We start from the raw sequence: 21380 nt of genomic DNA, 5'->3' as shown, positions 1-21380 counted from the left end.
CTATTCATTTTCACTTGCCGTAGATTTCATTAATGAATACAAGTCGTCGAGACGTTTAGGAGGATTTTCTAAAGTATAGTTACAGCAAAACATCGCCGTTGAATCTTTGTCATGCGGGCAATAGCCATGCATTCCTTTGAGTGGCTTGTCACCCATAAAGCTTGGGCATATGAGAACACCGGGATTCATCAAAAAAAAGAGTTCTCCATAACGATGATCGCTAAAGTAGCAGCCATAATCCGAGAGTTCTTCTTGACTCAGTATTCGTCCACACGATACATTTTTAAGCGTTTTTTCGATATCATGCCGTGCGTTTTCATTTAAAAACCAAAAGCGCGCCATTGTCGAGTCGTAAACAGCAACAAAGTCTTTACCAAATTTATATGAAAGATTGTTGACGACAGACATGAGGTCAAATGTATCGCACACATTTGTCATGCCGTGGTCTGAGAATATATGTAATTTTACGTCTCGGTAGTGCTCTTTTGCCAAATTCAGTATACCTTGTAGTTGTTCGCTATACCAAGCAATTTTTTGCGTGACCAATTCATGGTCGGTGCCGTATTGGTGTAACGTGGCATCCATTGCCGCCAAGTATAAATAAGCGAAAGGAACTTGTTGCTCGCAAATAGCTGTGTGCAGTTTTTGTATGTTTTCGTTTTCTCCACGCCTCCAATCCGATAGATAAAATGCAATATTCTTTTCACGCAGGTGGTCAAAGATATTGGAGGCACCACTGTTGATACCATTTTGTTGATAAATGTCTCTTTTCTCCGAGTAATCAAATAAGTGGAGATGGCGAAAAGGCATGTTGTATATTTGGAAATATCCTGTAAATTTGTAGTAACGTACAAGCAATTTGCTCAGTAAACGTCGTACACGCCCACGCTTGGTAAAGAATTTAGGGAATACATCTAATAAGCGACATATACGAAAAGGTGACTTTTGTGGGTTATAGTAGAAAAAAGAAAAGTGACCATGTTGATGAGGCATTTTTCCTGTCAGTATTGTTGGATCGCACGTACAACTATAACCTAACACAGTATCTAATTTCGTTTTTGTGTGCAAAATATCATCAAGAAAAGAGTTTTTTTGCAGTAGCTCCCAACCAAAAGCATCGATAAACACAAATAGATTTAAAGTTTTAGACATGGTAATGTTCCTCTATTACATTTTCATATAAACAGATGAGGTCACGTGTTATTTTTTCCCAACTATATTTTTTTTTGATTTCACCAAATCCGTTTTGCGCCAGATTTTGAGCATAATTGTTGTTCCTTATGGTTTTTTCTATCGCATCTAGAAACGGAGAGTGTTGGTTTACCTGACACAACAACGCGTTTTTTTGTGACGTCACAAAAGAAGGAATACCTCCTACATTACTTGCAACAACTGGCTTTTGTGCTGCCCAAGCTTCAAGAATCACAATACCAAATGGCTCGTGGATAGAAGGTAACAAAAATAGTTGACATGCATGATACGCTTCGAGAAGCTCTGTACTTTTTGCTGGCAATCCCTGAATAATTGTGACACAGTTTTGTAAATTGTGTTGTGCAATATATTTTTGTAATTGTGCAAAATAAATATGATCATTCACGGGACCAATGAGCACCAAGTGTACTTGGTGTTTTTTTCTGAGTTCATTGAGCAATTCGAGAGAAAATTGTTGGTTTTTTTGCGGAGTAATACGTCCGACTTGCAAAATAATTTTTTTATGCCGATCAATACAGTACTTATTGCGAAAATTCTTTGGGTTACATTGTTGAGAAAAATGTTTTACGTCTACGCCATTAGGTAAAAACAATGCTCTTTTGTTCGGAAAGCGCTTTTGTACTTCTTGGTGTTCCTTTTTACCAACGCAAATAATTGCCGCAGCATTTTGTAGTACGCTGCGCGAGCCGACCCAGAGTCCAAGAACCTTGCCCCATTCAAGAGTACCTTTTGTTGGTGAGGTCCAGCTTTCTCGTTCTTGTTGTGGAACGTCGTACACGCCGCCATGTAGTGAAATCACAAAAGGTATATTGCGTTTTTTCGCTATGTAGCTGGCAATCCCACCTATTCTTTTTCCTGTGTGCAGATGAAATATATTTGCGGGCATACGTCGTAGTTGACGCATTAACGCCAAAGAGAAAATATTTCCGCCACGTTTGTCGAGAAGGCGTCTCGCATCCTTACTAAGGCCGTAGTACGGATAAAAATAAGGACAACGTTTTACGCGAATTCCCTCGATGTATTCTTCGTGACGAGAAGTGAGAATATTAGGACAGATAATCTCGGTTTGGTGTCCTAATGCTTTTAAGCTCTTGCTTGTTTCTAAAATGACTGTTTCTGTGCCTCCCCAATCCTCTTTGACAAAACGTCTTGGTATTTGCAGTATTTTCATTTTTTCTCCTTCTCCAAGCACTCTTTCAAAAATGTCTCTAGCTGCGAAACATATGCTTTGATCGAGAGTTTATTTTCTACCATCTCCCGGGCATTTTGCACAATCTGTGATGTTTTCTGGGGATGATGCAATACTTCTTGGATTTTATCCGCTAAGTCGTGTGGGTTATCTTTTTTGAAAACATATGAATTGTCATGATGTTTCAGAAACTCTCCATGCCCCCCGTCGTTTGTACTAATGACAATTGTTCCTGAAGCCATTGCTTCGAGATGAGTTAGCCCATATGGCTCTGGCCATATCGAAGGGAATATAAATATATCATGGCTACGGTATACTTCAGCAATTTTATCGTGTGGTACCTTGCCAAGGAACTCTACACGCAAATTTTGTGCCTCACTTCGCAACCGATCTTTATATTGTTGTGGACCGTCGCCAACAATAGATAATTGTATATCTAGGTTTGGCAGAAGTCGCAATGCTTCGAGAATCGTGTGAACACCTTTGTATTCGTGTAATTGTCCAACATACAGTAGCTTTGGTTTTTCTGTTATTTTTTGCCGCTTTTTGTAGGGGAATTGTTCTATAGGTATTCCCTGGTTAATAACACGCGAATTTTGAATCGGGACGCGTTTTTGTAATAAAGTATCTTTCACAACATTGCTTATACAGGTGGTATAAGAGAAGTCAAGATTACGATGAGTGATTTGGCGGTAGAAGACGTTGTCTAGAATATAGCGGAAGAAGGGGCGTAAGCGCAGCGAAAACGCACTTGGACTATAACCACCCATGTAGTAGTCGTTGAAGGTATAGATTGTTGGTATTCCGACTTTTTGCGCTGCTTGTGCTGACCCCAGTGTCAGACGTAGTTGACTCCACATGAAGACAAGGTCCGGCTTTTCGTCATGTAAAAACTTTTTGGTTGTGTCATAGTTTGTGCGACTCGTTCGCAATCGTTGCCTGCGCATTAATTTAGCAGCTTTCGGAAACGGCACATACAGTTCAAGTTGGCGATGAATCATAAACTCTTGGCTTTCTACACATGCTTTTTCCACTCCATGCTGTGATGTGAGCACCACTATTTTGTGGCCGCGGTTATGCAATTCTTTACAAACTTGCGCACATAAAATTTCATATCCGCCCAAGTAGTAAGGCGGATATAGGTTAGAAATAATCGCTATTTTCATAATGTTTATCCTGATTGGCATGTTTTTTGTTTAAGTTTTATTAAATAACGCAATAGTAATGTTATAAGAATTTACAGGCGAATCTTTTTGTGAGTAAAAATATGCATATTATGTGGATTAATGAACCCGCAGATTTTACTGGCGGCTGCGAACAATATATTTTTCAAACGGCAAATAGTTTGAAGAAAAAAAAATACAAGAACACTCTTCTATACGATGTTGAGGGAGCAATTTCCCCAAAATTTTTAAAAATTTTTGACAGTGCGTTCCCCATCGTCGATATTCAAAGACAAATCAAAGAAGCGAAACCTGACGTTATATATATTCATCGGCTTGCGGGAAAAAAAATTCTAGATTTTATACAAAGTGGTATACCAACAATACGTTTTTTTCATGATCATAAACTGTTTTGCTTACGAGAGCACAAATACCGCACTCTTTCGCATGAAACATGCACGAAACCTATGGGTTTGCGTTGTTACCCATGCTTGGGATTTATCAACCGCGCTCCACAAGGTATCAAACTCAAATTTGTACATTCTTTGAAAAAAGAACAACGTTGGAATCATAAATTATCCGCATACATCGTTGCTTCTCAGTACATGAAGTCTCACTTAATTGCTCATGGTTTTGAAGAAGATAAGATAAAAGTGATTCCACTATATGCCCAGCCACCTCAAAGTGGTAACGAATTTGCACGTGAGGAGAAAACACTGCTGTTTGCTGGACAACTTCTACGTGGCAAAGGACTCGATACGCTACTAGAAGCATTATCTATTGCAAAAACTGGGCCACAACTGTGGGTTGCCGGAGAAGGTCATCAAAAAGATATGTTTATGGAACTTTGTACAAAATTTGAGCTGCATGACCGCGTACGATTTTTAGGGAAAAAGTCCTCTCTTGACGAATATTACCAAAAGTGTAGCTGTGTGATTGTACCGAGTAGAACACCCGAAACGTTTGCACTAATTGGTCCAGAGGCAATGCGTTACCAAACTCCTGTCATTGCATGTGATGTCGGCGGAATTCGTGATTGGTTGCAGCATGAAAAAACCGGATTGTTGGTTCCCGCTAATCACCCCAAGAAGTTAGCGGCTGCGATCGATCAGATAATCGAAAATAAAGAGATGCGCATACAAATGGGTGCACACGCCCAACAAAGTTATTACGACAAGTTTACTCCAGAAAAGCATATCGCTGAGCTGAGCGCTTTTTTTGAAGGGTTGAAATAATATGTGGGGAAAATTTACGGTACGGGGTTCTGAAAGTCTCGAAAAGAAAATTACGGAGATCATGCACGAAGTTGTCGCGACACTAAAGCCTCACCTTCGTGAAGAATATTATGTGGCTTTGGTGCTAATCGGTGGTTATGGACGTGGAGAAGGTGGTGTGGAAATACAAGGTGGTGAGGAAAGGCCACACAATAATTTTGACTTTTTGTTACTAACAAAAGGTAGTGGCAACCATCAACTTAAAAGTAACTTAGACAAAGCTATTTCACCACTGATAAAAAAATATGACCTTGGTATGGATATCGGAATGATTGATTACCAAAAGCTAAAACGTTCTCCGCGGCTTGTCATGTGGCATGATATGTATTTCGGTCATAAAGTGATCATTGGTGAGCCTGACTGTGTTCGCAAACTGACAAAGTTCGCCAGAGGTCACATTATTCCCCAAGACATTGCCAACCTGTTAGTGAATAGAGGAACGTTGTTACTCATCAATGAACTTCTTTTACAGAAGTGCTCTACCGAAAATGAAGTGATCCGTCGCCTTATTGTTAAACATGTTGTCAAGGCGATCATTGGTTATGGAGATGCATTGTTATTTTTTAATGGAGCATACAGTTGGAGCTATTGCGAAAAACAACAACGTATGCGTACGCAAGATGTCGATGCAGACTTTAAGAAATTATACGATGATATGCTCGAGTTTCGTTTTTTCCCGCAGTATGATAAATATTTACAACAAGATCTTCATAAATGGTTAGAAGAGCTACGACCGCAACTGGCAAAAGTTCATTTGTATTGCGAAGAGAAGCGTTTTCGACGCAAATTAACATGGGACAATTACTTGCAAATAGCTTTTGCGCACATTTGTGGGGAGGGATTGTTGTCATTGCGCTCTACAGTTAAAAAATTGATATACATGACGAAGAAAAAGCCACGGATTTGTTTAAAAGGTACTATTGCACGTCTTGGCTATAAGAGTTGTAGCCCACGCCAGATTTTAACGATAGTTTTCCCCATCGTCGCTTACCACATTCAAAACGATGCTACGTTGGTCGTACAAAATATTTTACATACCCAAGAACAAAAGTTACTAGAACCATACTTACGCCAATGGTGTATACATGGTGATACAAATTTTATTCACTTTTTACAACGCTATGATATAGATCTAGGAGATAAAATATGATTTGTCTTTCAGGTGACTTACACCATACAACACTACAAACAGGTAACCAGAAATGCTGTGATATTACGGAATTAGAGACCGCACAATTGTTTTTGAAAATGCTAGAAGAGGCCCAAGTTAAGGTAACTTTTTTTATTTCAGGTAAATGTTTTGCGGAGGAATGGGGTTTAACCAAAAGTATATGTGAAAGTGACTTTGTTGAAATTGGCGGTCATAACTACTCTTGCTTCACTCCCGAGATTGTGCATCGCGTTTGGAATAAATTGGTTCACAGTTACAACGGTCCACTGTGGGTGCAAAGACGCGATGCGAAAAAAACAATGGATATCATTCGCAAAAAAACAGGGCGTACGATAAAAAGTTGGCGCAATCATATGTACATGCATGGTCCTTTTACGGAAAAAGCTTTGTGGCAAAGTGGCATAAAAATTTGTTCGGATGGTGTAAAAAAGGATTCGAATGGACCAATTTTGCATCCAAGTGGCATTTACAATTTTCCATTAAATGTAATGCCCGATCACGAACATTTATTTCATGCAGAGAGAACGCCCGAATATGTGGAATGGTTTAAGAAGCGCTACAATTGGAGCGATGATTATGGCCCCGATTCTTATTATATTGAGGAATGGACAGAACGCGTTTTAGACGAATTAAAAGCACATGAACGCGACGGTATTATTTCAAATATGATTATTCACCCCATCACCATGTACCTTTGCGATAAATTTGCGGGTTTTCGTAAGATTTTAGATTTTATCTCCGGGTGTGAAACTGTATTTATGTCTGAAATTCTCGAACAACAAATGCAAAAAAATGGAGAACAACAATGACAAAGCCACGTGTATCGATCATTATGCGCTGCAAGAACTCTGATTGGGTAATTGCACAGGCTCTTGCCGGTTTATTTTCGCAAACGTTTCGCGATTTTGAACTTATTGTTGTCGATTCTGGGTCAACGGATCGCACTTTGGAAATAGTGAAGCACTATCCTTGCAAACTCATCGAAATAGAGGCAAAAGCATATTATCCTGGAAAAGTGCTCAATATGGCGATTGAACATGCACAGGGAGAAATTATTGTCTTCCAAAATTCAGATTCCGTACCGCTGTGCGACTATTCGTTAGAACGGTTAGTCGCTGCTTTTGATGATCCTGAAATCAAAGGGGCTTTTGGACGACAAATACCGCGACCTGAGGCCGTTACTTGGGTACGTAGAGATTATGATGTGAGTTTCCCTGTAAGTGGAGAAGCTCCCCCGTGGATTACTTTGTCATTGCCTCTTGCCGCGATTCGCAAAGATATATGGCAACAGCATAAATTCTATGTAGATGCTTGGGCTTCAGAAGACACAGAATGGGGAAATTGGGCACGTAATAATGGCCATAAAATACAGTATGTGGCTGATGCGATAGTTATGCATTCCCATAACTACAACTTAAAAGAGATATATGGACGAAGATTTGTTGAGGGCGAAGCAGACGCCTTTATCTACCAAAATAAAGACGGTATTTTTAAAGCAATGAGACGATTTGGTGTGTCTGTTCTACGCGATACTGTTTATCACCTTCGCCAGTGTGCGTTTATTGAGATGTGCAAAATACCTGCGCGTCGTTTTGTGTATCAATGGGCATACTACAAAGGAAACAAACTGGGGAATAAGCGCAAATTGAGTAATAGCGATGATGCAAGTGTTGGGCAACAAATAGTGTTGAAACACTACGGAAGTGAAAGAGGTTCATCATGAAAATTGGTGTAACGACATTTGGGGGAGATGGCGGCAAATCGGGAATTAGCCGCTACATCATCACCTTATTAAAAGAGTTGCAGCGTTATAGTGACGAACACTCTTTTGAGATTCTTACGTACGAAAGTGAGAAATCGATATTCATTCCTGAAGAGAGTAATTTTACTAGCCGATTTTTTTCCGAGAAGTGGCGTAACCCCGCAAAAAATATTTTTTGGCACCAAGCGTATTTACCACACTACGCAAAGAAATATGATGTGCTGTTTCTCCCTGCCGCCAACAGACGCCTACCCACTTTTTGTGGCACAAAAACAGTGGGAACTGTGCATGATTTCTCCAGCATTCACGTTGCCGGAAAGTACAACTTGGCGCGGGATTTTTACATCAAGAAAGTTTTACCTTTTATGGTGCGACGGCTTGATCATATTTTGACTGTGAGCGAGAGCAGTAAGAAAGATATTGTAGAATTTGCTAGAGTTCCAGAGCATCGCGTAACTGTAACACCTCTAGCCGCGGATGAAAATGTTTACAAACCATTAGACAAAGAAATAGCGCGCAAAGAAGTAGAAAAGCACTATGCATTACACAACGCGCCGTATATTTTGTATATCTCGCGCATTGAACATCCTGGGAAAAACCATGTAAATTTAATACGTGCTTTTGAATTGTGTAAACAAAGGCACCATGTACCTCACAAACTTGTTTTGGCAGGAAGTGAATGGTCTCGCGCAGATGAAGTGAAAAAAGTAGCGGAAGAGACTTCATGCAAAGACGATATTATCTTCACTGGTTTTGTCAAGGATGAGCTCTTACCATTTTTATACAACGCTTGCGATGTATTTGTTTTTCCGTCTTTATACGAAGGTTTTGGTTTACCCGTTATAGAGGCAATGAGCTGTAAAGTTGCCGTGGCATGTTCAAATATTTCCTCTCTTCCGGAAGTTGCCGGAAACGCCGCTCTGATGTTCGATCCATATGATGTGGAAGATATGTACTTGAAAATCTATTCGATTATTTCACAACCCAATGTGAAAGAAAAATGCATTGCAGAAGGTTGGCGGCAAGCGCAAAAATTTCGTTGGTCCCTTACAGCACAAGAAACAATGAAGATTTTTACTAAAGTATTTGATAGTTAGGCATGAAAAATGCTGTGCTTATAGAGAAACATACGTAAAATTTTGCGGAGAAATAATTATGATGAGTCAAGATTTTGAAGAATTATACAATAGATATGCCAAAGGCAAAGGTGTATTGCGCAAGGTAAAATTTTATCGCAAAAAATATATCTGGGTATTGGTGATTGGTGGAACAAAGCTTATGAAGCGTACCATCGATATTACAGCGAGTGTGTGCGGCATGGTATGTTTATTGCCTTTATTTATCTTTGTAGCACTTTGTATCAAGGTAACGGATGGTGGTTCAATATTGTTTTGGCAAACGCGTGTTGGACAATGGGGACGCGAGTTTCCATTTCCCAAATTTCGCTCGATGGTAGCCAACGCAGAAAAGCTCAAAGCTAAATTGATGGAGCAAAATGACCATAAGGATAGTATCACTTTTAAAATGAAGAAAGACCCGCGTATTACATGGATTGGGCGTATTATTCGCAAACTTAGCATTGATGAATTACCACAGTTGTGGTGTGTACTAAAAGGCGATATGTCTCTTGTTGGTCCACGTCCTCCTGTTCCATCAGAAGTAGAGAAGTATACTTTAAGTGATCGTAGACGTTTAGATATTAAGCCAGGACTTACTTGTATTTGGCAGGTAAGTGGACGCGGAGACATACCTTTTAAAGAGCAAGTAAAGCTTGACGTGCAGTATATCGAAAGCCAAAGTGTGTGGTTAGATATCAAAATAATTATCATGACTGTTCCCGCTGTTTTAACAGGAAAGGGGGCTTACTAGTGCGTGATCCACGGGCGGAAGAGTTATATAGACGTTTTTCACGAAAAGGCATCGCTAGGCAGCGTATCCATAAGTGGTTACGTAGTTTTACATGGGTTTTTACCGTGCAGCTTTTAGGCAGTGTCAAGCGAGTGGTCGACTTTGTTATTGCTCTGTGTTTGTTGCTGTTATTTTTGCCGGTCATTTTTTTGTATATGATATTCAGTTTGCGATTGCCAAAAGTTGACAAAATTGCGCGTTTAGGACGGTGGGGAATTGTTTTTTACGAATATAAATTTAAATTGCCAAATAACATGTTTGGTAAGGTTTTACAAATGCTACGCTTTCATCGTTTACCGGCTATGTGGAATGTGGTCAAAGGAGATATGTCGTTGATTGGACCAAGTCTTGTTTCTCCACAAAAATTGACACTTAATCAAGAAAAAGTACGACGGCGTTGTAGTGTACGTCCCGGTTTTATTTGCTTGTGGTGGATTCGTAAACGAGCGAATATCGATTACGAAACAGAACTAGATGTGGACAATGAGTACATTGAGCGGCAAAGTTTTCGTCGCGACCTCGGCATTGCTTTGCGATCTATTCCGGCGATGATGTACGGAAAAGGTGTTAAAATTAGCCGCGATTACATCAATATTTTTGGCATTTTGATTCGAAATGTCACGATGGACGAAGCCATTGAAGAGATTATGGACGTTATGGATGGTAGTGAGAAAAAGCAGTTTTGTTTTGTAAACCCTGATTGCGCCAATATTGCCTATAAAAATCGCGATTACTTTACCGTATTAAAAAATTGTCACTACGTTTTGGGAGATGGAATCGGAATAAAAATAGCGGGGAAACTTTTAGGAAATGAGATTAAACAAAATGTTAACGGAACGGATTTATTTCCGCGGTTGTGTGAAAAATTACAGAAAACATCTAAAAGTCTCTTTCTACTAGGAGCACGTGAGGAAGTAATTCAAGGCGTTGCTAGTTGGGTAAAAGAAAACTATCCGAATTTAACGTTAGCAGGCTATCGCAATGGTTATTTTACACAACAAGAACAGCAACAAGTAATTGAGCAGATAAACGATAGTAAGGCAGATCTTCTACTCGTGGCCTTTGGAGCTCCCAAACAAGAAAAGTGGATTGCACAAAATCAAGCACAACTCCATGCAAAAGTTGCGATAGGAGTAGGTGGGTTATTTGATTTTTATTCCGGACGTATGCCAAGAGCTCCCCAATGGATGAGAGAAATTGGTATGGAGTGGGTGTATCGTTTGTATAACGAACCACGAAGATTGTGGCGTCGCTATGTTATTGGCAACGTTGTTTTTTTATATCGAGTTATGAAACAGAAATTACGAGGGACGACGATATGAGAGCAGTAATCATTGCGCCAGGACATTCGGATAATATGTCACTTATCAATGAATATTATCCCACAGGTATGATTCCATTTTTGGGAAAACCTTTCTTGCAGCACATAGTTGAATTTATCATTTCTCTTGAGATCAAAAAAATCGATTTTATTTTGACTCATCTTCCACAAAAGGTAGAGAGCTTTTTTGGAAATGGCGAACGTTGGGGATGTGATTTCACTTTTCACTTGGCAAAGTCTACAGATCGCGCATACGAAATGTTAAATGTTATTGATTTTGCTGATGAACAGGCAACGCTCATTGCTCATGAAGCGTTTTTACCACTTATTGAGCAGCAAAAATCGCAAGTATATTTTACAAAGGAGAATGACAAACTATTCTGGTGTGGTTGGGCTTGGGTCCCCACAGATCAAATCGATACAGTTACAAGTTTGCGAGAACGTAGTGAAATTACAGAAGAAAATGATTGCGAAATTACCCAATACTTAACCATTAATAGCTATTCCAATTTGTTAGCATCTATTCGCAAAGTTTTGAATAAAGATTTTGATAAACTGTTGTTAACTGCGAAAGAGGTAGAACCAGGTGTATGGCTGTCGCGCAATGTACTTCTTCCTTCTACCACAGCGATACAGCCCCCTGTCTATATTGGTGAAAACTGCCGTTTCGCTCAGAATATAAAAATAAATGGCAATGTTGTTATCGAAGAAGGTTGTATTATTGAGGATAAGTCTACACTCGAAAATGCTGTGATTTTTCCAAAAAGCTATGTCGGAGAATCTTTAGATTTGAAAAATGTCGTGATCGATAAAAATCGTTTGATTAATATTGAATTTGGCGCAGAAATAGAGGTCGTGGATGACTTTATCTTAGGAAATTTAAACGATAATGTATTAAAAAATATAGCAATGAGTATTTTTTCACGTACACTAGCGATGACACTTTTTATTGTTTTTATGCCATTGTTTCTTTTCACCATCATATCTTTAAAGCTACTGCGTCGTGGAGCTGTTTTTTTTCAAAATGACTACATCGTGCTCCCTGCAAAATGCGATGCAAACCTATGGCAAAGCCAAACGTTTTTTAGTTTTTGCAAAAAGGAACAGATCAATCACTTAAGTCCTACGCGTCACTTTTTTTTACTCTTCATTCCCGGGTTATGGAAAATCGCTTGTGGTAAAATGCATTTTGTTGGTATACCACCGCGCAATAAAGAAGAAATAGAAAACCTTCCTCAAGATTGGCGTTCTCTATACATTAGCAGCAAAAGTGGTATAATTACCGAGCAATATGTAAAATCTTTAGCAAGTACAGCTGAAGATTTGTATGCCTCTGAAGCTTTTTATGCTGTTTCTGCTGGTTTTAAACAAGATCTTTACATTGGCGTGAGTTATTTGAAACAAGTTCTTTTCGGGCGTACCTTAAAATAGTTCTTATTTTGACAGTTCATTTTTCTATAAGAGGTGTATCATGATCTCAACACAAACAGAAAACGATATCCGAATTATTACCGTAACGGCAGATGTTTTAGATGCCAGTAACAGCAAAGAGTTTAAAGAGCAAACCGCAGAAATTGTCAAGCATCCCAAAGTATTGATTGATATGAGTGCGCTTAAATTTATTGATAGTTCTGGTTTGGGAGCAATTCTGTCTTGTCTACGAGGTTGTAATGAGAGTAGCGGAGAACTAAAACTTTTTGCCATCTCGAAAACCGTACGTACGCTATTTGAGCTTGTACGTATGCATAAAGTGTTTGATATTTGCAATACCAAAGAAGAAGCTATTGCTTCTTTTTGATTTGGGGTGATTTTATGTCTCAAGATATTGTCATCCCATTCTCTTCGTTCGAAACAATTTTTCCGCTACATGTTGTATTCAATGATTCACTCGTTGTCGTAAGTGTAAGCGAAGAAATGCAGTCCCTGTGTGCCGCAATCAATGTGGGTATTCCTTTCAAAAATTGCTTTCGTATTTTGCAGCCTTATTTGGAAGATTTTACTTATGAGCAAATTTGTGCGATGCCAGATGAAAAGTATATTATTCAAACAAGTAATCACTTAAAGTTTAAAGCAAATGTCATTGTTCAGGAAAAAACAGTTGTTTTTTTGTGCCAATTGTTCATTGATGATGTGGAAGATTATAGCGCGTTACCAAAAATGGAATTTGGTGGTGATTTGCTCTTATGTACAAAAGCTTTAGACAAAAAAATTGAAAACTTCAAAGCTCTTGAACAGTCATTGCGTCAAAAAGAAGAAGTTATTGTGGAAAAAGAACGCGCTTTGGTGGCGGAAAAAGAACAAGCGCGCATTAATAAAGAAAAGTTATCGCAAAATAACAAAGAAATAGGTTTTGAGATCCAGAAAGCGTTGCTTTTAGGGCGCCTTCCCAAAAGGGAAAATTTAACGATTGAAGTATTGAATATTCCTTCCCAAGAAGTGTCGGGTGATTTTTATGATTTTTTTAATCATGATACAAAATGTATGGATCTCGTGATTGGTGACGTTATGGGAAAAGGGATCGCAGCAGCTTTGGTGGCGGCAGCTCTAAAAGGTGTTTTATTGCGTTGTGCGGGAAAAGCAAATCTTCCCACTCGTGGATTTATTTCACCACAGAAAATTATGCTACGGTTGATGGAAGAAATTACCCCTGAGCTTATTGAATTAGAAACATTTGCCACCATGTGTTACAACCGTTTTAATCTTTTTACTCACAAACTGATATCGGTAGATTTTGGACATACCAATATCCTCCACTACAAATTTTTATCAGAACAGGTCCAGCGTATTGTAGGTAAAAATTTGCCTCTCGGTGTTCAAACCCAGCCAAATTTAGAAATAGCAGAAGAGCACTTTGATGATAATGATATATTCTTATTTTATTCTGATGGGGTTATTGAAGTTCAAAATGAAAAAGGAGAGATGTTTGGTGAACAAAAACTCATGAACATTTTGAAACAAAATAGCACAAAGACACCTGGCGAAATTATCGCAAAAGTTAGAGAAAGCCTCATTGAATACAGTTACCAAGACTTCAAGGATGACGTAACGTGCATTGTTGTCAAAATCGAGGAAGTATTTAGCCAAACCCGAATATACAATGTTCTTATGATCACAAGTTGTTTGGATGAATTAAAACGCGTACGCAATTACATAACGAAAACGGCCTCTAAAATTAGGTATTTCCAAAACGAAGAAAACTTGAACAATTTGTTATTGGCAGCGAATGAAGTTGTTGCAAATATTATTCGGCACGGCTATAAAAATGACCCCGACAATGTAATCCGCATCGAGATATCTGTGTCCCATTCCTGGATTCGCATTTGTTTTGTTGATAAAGGAATACCATTTTCGATGGCCGATGAAAAAAATATGAACGATATCGATGAAATTACGGATGCGGACTTACAACAAATGAGTGGGGGGTTTGGCCTTTATATTATTCACAGTTTAGTAGATAAAGTTACCTATCATCGCGATAGTAAGGGGAATAATTATCTATCACTTATCAAGAATTTTCAAAGTGAAACGTTGCGCACCGCGAGTTCTGATTTAGATATAACTTAATCTAATGACTTGTACTAGTAGAAAGATATCACTTTTATACGATCCCGTTCCCGATCCCGTTCCCGATCCCGTTATGTATAATTTCTGGGATAGGGGGGCGGGATCGTATTTAGGTGTTCAATTTGTGTAAGTGTCAGAAAAAACAGACAGTCAGAAATAAATGACGTATGGCATTTTCCTAGACGTTAGTTTTACGCTCTATAACGCATCAAATCGGTAATAGCACCAAACAAAATAAATTTTGAATTTAATGGCACACTTTTTGGTAGTAATAAAACCTATCGTATTTTAAGAGGCTTTTGCAGCTAAATTAAACTTTAGGAGAAACAGATGAAAGTGATACATTTATATTTATGTGTGATACTAACCATTTCTCTAGTAGCACAACAACAGTCACCTGTTCAGTCATCGGCGCGACCGTTTGATCTTGACATTGTCAACCCTGTTCAAATTGCAGGTTCCGATGCACGCGCTGTAGAGTTTCAGGAAAATTACTTACCTGGCTTTCAAAATTTCATATCTACTAATCTTGGCGAAAGTTCTGTATTTGAAAATGCACAACTCTTCAACGTGGACCCAGCAGAGCTTGTTTTGAAGTCTGACTTTGAGTCACGTGTATATTTTATTTCCGAAGGCGCTGGTTTTCGCAATACCTTAGGATTTAATACCAATGGTGAAAGTGGTATCAATGAAAGCTCACAGTTGATTTTCCCCGATGCGTCCGCAGGTCGATCTCGTAGCAATTCTACCCCTCTGCAACAAGGCGATTTTGTCGAACTTGGTAATTTAGAAAAAGGTACACAGTTGGATTTTTTCTTGATTGCCAATGGCGCAAACGGTGGACAAACAGTTTTTTCGACAGACAACAATCCTGATGGTTTACAGCACATGATTGCCTTTGTTCCGGGAGGAAGTCCTTTTTTACTTGTCGGTTTTGAAGATTTACTTGGTGGGGGAGATTTGGACTATAACGATATTTTATTTGCGGTTGATATTGGGGAAGAGAATTTAAATAGTATTGTGGGCGCACCAGAGCCAGGAACAACAATTATTTTTATTGCTTTTTTTCTTATTTTTGCATTTGTTTATCGTCGCAAATCTTTAAAAGGTAGTCTTTGTACGTAAATGGTGTTGGATCGACCATAATGGCCATTGTTTTGTCGTTATTTGTTACATTGGGGGGGATCGTGAAAAAGAAGTATATCGCAATTACTGCTTTACTCTTTTTGATACTTGGAGGTGCAGGAGCAAAAATTTGGCGTGATGCCGTGATCAAGGAGCAAGAGCAGTTTCGTTATAAAAAAGCAAAACAATTTTGCCGTAGCGAGCATTACAATAAATCATTGATTGTTGTTTACGCATATAAAAAAATGCTTGGAAAGAGTGAGTATCACAATTCTAAATGGCAAAAACTAGAATTAGAAATCTTGCAAAACCTTCGTGATATCCCACGGCTTGTTTTTTTATACGAGCAAAACCCTGATTTACTCTTAGAGAATGAGGAAGCATCTTTGTGGGTAGCCAGGGCATTTTTTGAAACAAAATTTTGGAAGAAATACCAAAAAATTGTTGAGGTATGGCATACCAAAAAAACGCGCGTGTTTGAGTGGTTTATTCTCGAAGTGGACACTCTAATAAAAAGGCAAAAACGAAAGCAAGCGCGGAAGAAATTGTTGGAAAATAAAACAAAATTCCGCGATAAAGCGGAGTTATGGATCCGCTTGGCATTAATGGAAACGCAAGAAAATCAATTTGCACAAGCTTGGGAATACTTAGAAGAAGGCCACAACTACGATTCAAAAAACGCCGATTTACGTTTGTTTCGTGGGCAGGTCTTGGAAAGTTTAGGCAGAGATAAAAGCGCACGCGTTGAGTATGTGGCGGCCTATCTATCCAATCCTAAAAATTTCGTCATCGTTGATCGTTTGGCTGAATTTTACGTTCGCCAAGATAATTATTTATTGGCCATCGAGACATGGAGTCGTCTCACCGAAAAAGCACCTGCTTATATATGGCAAAAATTAGCTTTTTACCAACGAGTTGCTATCAATAAAAAACAAAAAATTACCAAAGAGAATGGTATGCTACAAGCAATAAATCAGCTACCTATAAGGGAATTTTGGAGTGAAGATTTAGCAAAAGAATCTCACAATCGTAACCAGTATTTATACTGGTTACGTGTACTACATTTTCTAAAAAATCAACAGTATGACAAGGCATTGGAATGGTTACAGCAATATTCAGATGAAGAGTGGAATCCACGCTTACAGAATAACCTACATCGTATTTTGTTCCATAAAAAATACGGAGGGTTTACCCAAGGAGGGACTTCGTTCATTGAAGTGAAGTCAAGTTGTGGTGAACTAGGAAAATTCTTAGATGATGCTGCTCGCCGTGAGCGTTTACAGCTAGCAGTTCCGCGTAACCATGATTTATTGAATTTCATAAAGACTCCCTACGTCTTTCCCGCTTTACTATTGTGTCATAAATGGTTGGAAGCCGCTGTTATTTTACATGAGAACTTACCGAAAGGGAAATTGCCAGAATGGTATGCTCAACAGATCATGCATGCAATGAGTGTCGTTCGCGATAAAAAACGCGCCATTTATTTTGCGGAAAGTTATCCGGAAATGCTTTCTTTACAGTTGTTGAAAGCTGAACTTTTGATTGCGCAAGGGGATGTGGTTGTTGGATGTGACATATTGAGAATTTTAGCGAAAAGAGACGATGGTGTTGGCATACGTGCTTCATGGTTACTCTCGTTGTACTATTTAGAGTTGCGCAACTACAAGTTGGCCAAAAGTGTGTTGCGTTTACATAAAAAGTTGCTCTATAGTGTGTTGGGACAAGAGGTACTTGCGCGGATTTTTTTACTGGAAAACGATAAAACCCGGGCACAAAAAATTTATCAAAAAATTGCCCAGAAATCTGTTGAAGCGAAAGTCTTTTTAGCAAAAGAAGCTTTCCAAAATCGCAACTGGCAAGAAGCCGAAAAGTGGACGGTTATTTTACAAAAACAGTTCCCTGATCAACTACAGTTTGCCGAAAATTATAACAAGATACAACAAATGAAAAATCAAAAATGAAAAACATAAAACGTTTATTCGCATTTATTTTTATCGCGCTATCCTTATTTACATGGCTGCGCGATACAAGTTGGTTTACCTCCTTGGAAGACACCATTCCTTTGCTAATGTCATTTGCCTTGTTCATGTGGTTATCTAAACCTTGGGAAACGAGTGATGTAGTACACAAACCTTCGAGTGTCGTAGCCGTAGTTGGTTGCGTATTCTTTACGAGCGCTTTTGTCTTGAATTCCACATTGTTGTTTGCTTGTTGTACTTGTTGCATTGCTTGGTTGTGGTTTGATGTATTTTGTGAGGGAAAGACAAAACACCTTATTGTATTTTTATTTTTATCATTTCCATGGATTGCATTAAGTGCAGAGCAATTAGGTTGGATTTTTCGGGTGAGCGGTGCTACATTCGCTTATGAGTTTTTTACAGCGTTAGGCTTTCCCGCGGAACAACAAGGAACTTCCCTAATTATTTCCGGGGTATTTTTATCTGTGGATAGTGCATGTGCAGGTATGAATACTCTACAAGCGGTTTTGGTGATGGGTTTTGCTGTTATGTATCTTTATCTCGAAGACAAAATAAATATTGCGCTTAACCTGTTCTTGTTAACGCTACTTGCTTGGTGGACAAACGCACTACGCATCGTTGTCATCGGTTTTGCCGCTCTGGCGGCTGGAGAAGAATTTGCTCTTGGACTATTCCATACTTGGGGTAGCATGATTCTACTTGTGTTTATGTTTTTCTTTACTTTTTTGCTAGCTCATTTACAACAAAAATGGGCAAAGTTTTGCAGTGAAAAAGTAGTTGTCGTTGTGGCATTTGTGTATATTTTACTGAACTTAGGTGAACTTTGTAGTAGTTGGTGGCGTTCCCCGTTAGAAAAATACGGTTGGTTGGTTGTTGGTGTATGGCTAGTTCCGTGTATTTATCACTTATATAAAAATCGTCAGCTACGTTGCAATTTCTTGCTGTTAAGTGTCGCCATATTGTGCACTTTTTTGGGATGTGTTGGAGATTTAAACACACTATGTTACATAGGATTTGCCTGCTTTGTGTATTCTCTCATGACCAAAATCAATGCCACTACTTTGTTATGGGCAGTGTCGGGAGTCGTATGGATGCCTGCGTTTAGTTGGTTGATTAGTTACTATATCACAAATCACATTCTATTACCAAAACTATGCATTGTAAGCATTACCTCAATCTTTGCTATTCGTAGTAGAGAGCAAAGTGTGTCAATTTCGTTGAAGTTGTCCCAACTTGCGGCAGCATACGCGATATTTTTTATTCTCGCTTTTATTTGGCCTTTCTTACCACATCGCGAACAACAACGCTTATTTGATATTCCCAAAAAAGGTTTTGGTTTTGTCAGCCAAGATATTGCTCTAACAGATAGAGAACAACGTAGTTTTGGAAAAGCAAATGCATTAAAACGCTTCTATAAAGTAGGAAAACAAGAATTTATTTTGTTAGCAATTGATGGAACAAAAGACCGCCATGCTGTTCATGATCCCCATTACTGTATTGTGGGAGCCGGTTGGAAAATTATCTCAGCTCGAAAAATTTCTCATCGAGGCGGAGATCTGAATTTCGTTAAGTTACAGCGTGGTCAACAAACGAAAGAAGTTGTTTATTGGTTTGCAGCTGAACTATCTACTTATACAAGTCCTACGCGTTATTGGTATGAAACGACTATGCGACGTATGACTTTGGGGTATTTATACCAGGAGCCTGTTTTGGTAATTTTACAAACGGTAAATAGTAAACCACTCAAATGGAATAAAATTTTTGATTTGATGCCGCAAATTCTCGAATTCTAGCTAAAATTTAAGTACAGAATCTATGTAGTTAGGCACAAAGTACATATTTGGAAGCATATACATTTTTTGGAAGAAACAATGAAAACAACAACATTTGCGCGTTACCAAATCATTTCCCAACTCGGTCGCGGTGGTATGGGAATTGTATATGAAGTTTACGATCCAAGAATGAAGCGCAAAGTTGCCCTCAAGGTAATAGAAAAATTTCAAGATATGCAACACTCCAAACGCTTTCTTCGCGAAGTGCAGGCATTGTCGCAGTTGTCACATCCAAATATTGTGCGCATTTACGAATATGGAGAAAACCCCATTCCATTTTTTACAATGGAATTTATTGCAGGGTTGAGTTTGGCCGAGTATATAAAGACAACAACGGAAGTGGACTATCGCAGAATCGCGGAGATGATCGAAAAAGTAGCAGAAGCCCTGCACGAGGTGCACAAAAACAATATCATCCACCGTGATATCAAGCCTGCAAATATCATGTTGGATTCGCAACTCAATCCTAAGTTAATGGATTTTGGCTTGGCAAAAGATAGCGATCGCGAAGCGAGTAAGTTGTCGCAAACAGGACAAATTGTGGGTAGTGTCACTTATATGTCGCCTGAGCAGGTTGAAGGCGGAGTGAGTAAATGTAGTGATATTTACTCTATCGGGGCAACTTTTTACGAGGCTTTGACCGGGAAAAAACTATTTTCCGGCGATGCGGAATTTCGCATTATGTTGCGTATTTTAAACGAAGAGCCGATAGCACCGCGAAAAATAAGAAACGATATTCCTATAGAGTTAGAAAAAATTTGCTTGAAATGCTTGGCGAAAAATCCCGAAAAACGCTATCAGAATGCATGGGAATTGGTTCGCGATTTACGCAATTTCCGCAATAACCGTAAAATAGCGGCAAAGCGCACATTTCATTTTAAAGGCAAAAGCAAAGTAAAGAAATATGCTTTTGTGCTCGCTGTTTTGCTACTCGTCGCAGTGAATACGGTCGTATTGCAGTACAAAACGCAAATGAATCCACAGCAAGAGGACATTTTACGCGACATCAAAAGGTATTTAGCCAGCATTGAAAAGGTTGTTAAAAAAAGTCAACGCAATCAACAAGATTTAGCACAGCACCTTCAATATGTTCAGCAAAAACTACAAGTCATTCATGATGAAAACCTTACCAACGAAATTAGAGAGCCTCTACAAGAAGTTTTTTCTCTATTAACACAGGGGGAGAAAAACAAAGAGAATATTCGAGAGGTAATAAATAAAATCAATGGGCAGGCTGTGGCCGATCATAATGTGCGGCATAAAAAATTGGCAAAAGAAATGGAACATGTCAGTTCGCAATTGTTTGACCTAAAAATGCAGCAGGCAGTGCTAAAGATGACCTCTATTGGGACGCAACTAGATATCAAAAATAGTGGCATTTATAAAATTAGAGGAACGCAGTACAAGATATTGGCGAGACAAAAAAACGATGTACAAGAAAGAGAAGACCTTTTTGCACGTGCCATTAAAAATCTCGATACAGCAATAGAAATAAATCCAAAAATTGGATATTACTACTACCACCGTGGTCAGTGTTACGGGGCAATGGCGCAAAGCAATTCTGAGTTTTTTTCACTTGCAGAACAAGATTTTGCCAAAAGCATCGCATTAAATCCTGATCAAGGTAGTTACTACGGCGCACGAGCTATTTTTGTCCACATCCCGCAGGAAAATTTTAGTGAAGCGAGAGCGGATTTGCAAAAAGCCGTTGATTTAAAACATCGCTACACCGGCATTTTGAATCTTTTAATACAAAAGATCGATGCCGGAGAATATGACTCTATTGATAACATTGGCAAGTTGTTCGTACGCAACAATGAATGAGAAACGAGTTTGAGCGCAAGACTAATGCGTATCTTAAGTATGGAAATTGCTGGTAT

At 38.8% G+C, this 21380-nt stretch carries 17 protein-coding genes; 14 read left to right on the top strand and 3 right to left on the bottom strand.

The genetic code is table 11. From position 1 onward, the window contains the following. The 3 genes from UABAM_RS26195 to UABAM_RS26185 are packed head-to-tail and all read right to left on the bottom strand — an operon-like array spanning window position 1 to window position 3567. On the bottom strand, window positions 1-1152 hold the full coding sequence (locus UABAM_RS26195; protein WP_151970946.1) for an alkaline phosphatase family protein: 1152 nt from the start codon (window positions 1150-1152) through the stop codon (window positions 1-3). After that, complete coding sequence (locus tag UABAM_RS26190; protein ID WP_151970945.1) at window positions 1145-2383, bottom strand: glycosyltransferase family 4 protein; 1239 nt, start codon at window positions 2381-2383, stop codon at window positions 1145-1147. Before UABAM_RS26190 ends, UABAM_RS26195 begins: the two co-directional genes overlap by 8 nt. Next, complete coding sequence (locus UABAM_RS26185) at window positions 2380-3567, bottom strand: glycosyltransferase family 4 protein (protein WP_173013583.1); 1188 nt, start codon at window positions 3565-3567, stop codon at window positions 2380-2382. Before UABAM_RS26185 ends, UABAM_RS26190 begins: the two co-directional genes overlap by 4 nt. Before the next feature lie 89 nt (window positions 3568-3656). On the opposite strand from UABAM_RS26185, the gene UABAM_RS26180 reads away from it, so the two are divergent. The 14 genes from UABAM_RS26180 (at window position 3657) to UABAM_RS26115 (ending at window position 21324) form a co-directional block, all read left to right on the top strand. Continuing rightward, entirely contained in the window at window positions 3657-4799 is a 1143-nt protein-coding gene (locus UABAM_RS26180; RefSeq protein ID WP_151970943.1) for a glycosyltransferase family 4 protein, read from the top strand. A gap of 1 nt (window position 4800) precedes the next feature. Continuing rightward, window positions 4801-5988, top strand: coding sequence for a hypothetical protein (locus UABAM_RS26175; RefSeq protein WP_151970942.1), 1188 nt, complete (start codon window positions 4801-4803; stop codon window positions 5986-5988). After that, the gene (locus UABAM_RS26170; RefSeq protein WP_151970941.1) at window positions 5985-6818 is read left to right on the top strand and encodes a polysaccharide deacetylase family protein; all 834 of its coding nucleotides are present in this window, start codon (window positions 5985-5987) and stop codon (window positions 6816-6818) included. Before UABAM_RS26175 ends, UABAM_RS26170 begins: the two co-directional genes overlap by 4 nt. Further along, window positions 6815-7732, top strand: coding sequence for a glycosyltransferase family 2 protein (locus UABAM_RS26165; RefSeq protein WP_151970940.1), 918 nt, complete (start codon window positions 6815-6817; stop codon window positions 7730-7732). The genes UABAM_RS26170 and UABAM_RS26165 overlap by 4 nt, the downstream gene beginning before the upstream one ends. Then, the gene (locus tag UABAM_RS26160; protein WP_151970939.1) at window positions 7729-8868 is read left to right on the top strand and encodes a glycosyltransferase family 4 protein; all 1140 of its coding nucleotides are present in this window, start codon (window positions 7729-7731) and stop codon (window positions 8866-8868) included. Before UABAM_RS26165 ends, UABAM_RS26160 begins: the two co-directional genes overlap by 4 nt. Window positions 8869-8926: 58 nt before the next feature. Further along, window positions 8927-9640 (top strand): sugar transferase, encoded by a 714-nt coding sequence (locus UABAM_RS26155; RefSeq protein WP_151970938.1) that lies wholly within the window; start codon window positions 8927-8929, stop codon window positions 9638-9640. Further along, window positions 9640-11001 carry a WecB/TagA/CpsF family glycosyltransferase gene (locus UABAM_RS26150; RefSeq protein WP_173013582.1) on the top strand — a complete coding sequence of 454 codons (1362 nt, stop codon included), beginning with the start codon at window positions 9640-9642 and terminating at the stop codon, window positions 10999-11001. Before UABAM_RS26155 ends, UABAM_RS26150 begins: the two co-directional genes overlap by 1 nt. After that, window positions 10998-12431: a GlgC family sugar phosphate nucleotidyltransferase gene (locus UABAM_RS26145; protein WP_151970936.1), complete on the top strand. Its 1434-nt coding sequence runs from the start codon at window positions 10998-11000 to the stop codon at window positions 12429-12431. The genes UABAM_RS26150 and UABAM_RS26145 overlap by 4 nt, the downstream gene beginning before the upstream one ends. Window positions 12432-12471: 40 nt before the next feature. Continuing rightward, complete coding sequence (locus tag UABAM_RS26140; RefSeq protein ID WP_151970935.1) at window positions 12472-12798, top strand: STAS domain-containing protein; 327 nt, start codon at window positions 12472-12474, stop codon at window positions 12796-12798. Window positions 12799-12812: 14 nt separating this feature from the next. Next, entirely contained in the window at window positions 12813-14564 is a 1752-nt protein-coding gene (locus UABAM_RS26135) for a SpoIIE family protein phosphatase (protein ID WP_151970934.1), read from the top strand. A 330-nt stretch (window positions 14565-14894) separates the two neighbouring features. Beyond that, window positions 14895-15689: a DUF4114 domain-containing protein gene (locus tag UABAM_RS26130; RefSeq protein ID WP_151970933.1), complete on the top strand. Its 795-nt coding sequence runs from the start codon at window positions 14895-14897 to the stop codon at window positions 15687-15689. A 62-nt stretch (window positions 15690-15751) separates the two neighbouring features. Next, window positions 15752-17650 carry a tetratricopeptide repeat protein gene (locus UABAM_RS26125; protein ID WP_151970932.1) on the top strand — a complete coding sequence of 633 codons (1899 nt, stop codon included), beginning with the start codon at window positions 15752-15754 and terminating at the stop codon, window positions 17648-17650. Beyond that, entirely contained in the window at window positions 17647-19461 is a 1815-nt protein-coding gene (locus UABAM_RS26120) for an exosortase-associated EpsI family protein (protein WP_151970931.1), read from the top strand. The genes UABAM_RS26125 and UABAM_RS26120 overlap by 4 nt, the downstream gene beginning before the upstream one ends. A 78-nt stretch (window positions 19462-19539) precedes the next feature. Continuing rightward, on the top strand, window positions 19540-21324 hold the full coding sequence (locus UABAM_RS26115; protein ID WP_151970930.1) for a serine/threonine-protein kinase: 1785 nt from the start codon (window positions 19540-19542) through the stop codon (window positions 21322-21324). Window positions 21325-21380 lie beyond the last annotated feature (56 nt).

The sequence above is a fragment of the Candidatus Uabimicrobium amorphum genome (assembly GCF_009002475.1).
Classification (GTDB): domain Bacteria; phylum Planctomycetota; class Uabimicrobiia; order Uabimicrobiales; family Uabimicrobiaceae; genus Uabimicrobium; species Uabimicrobium amorphum.
The sequence above is the reverse complement of the archived record's forward strand: the minus strand, read 5'-3'. Positions and strand labels throughout refer to the sequence as shown.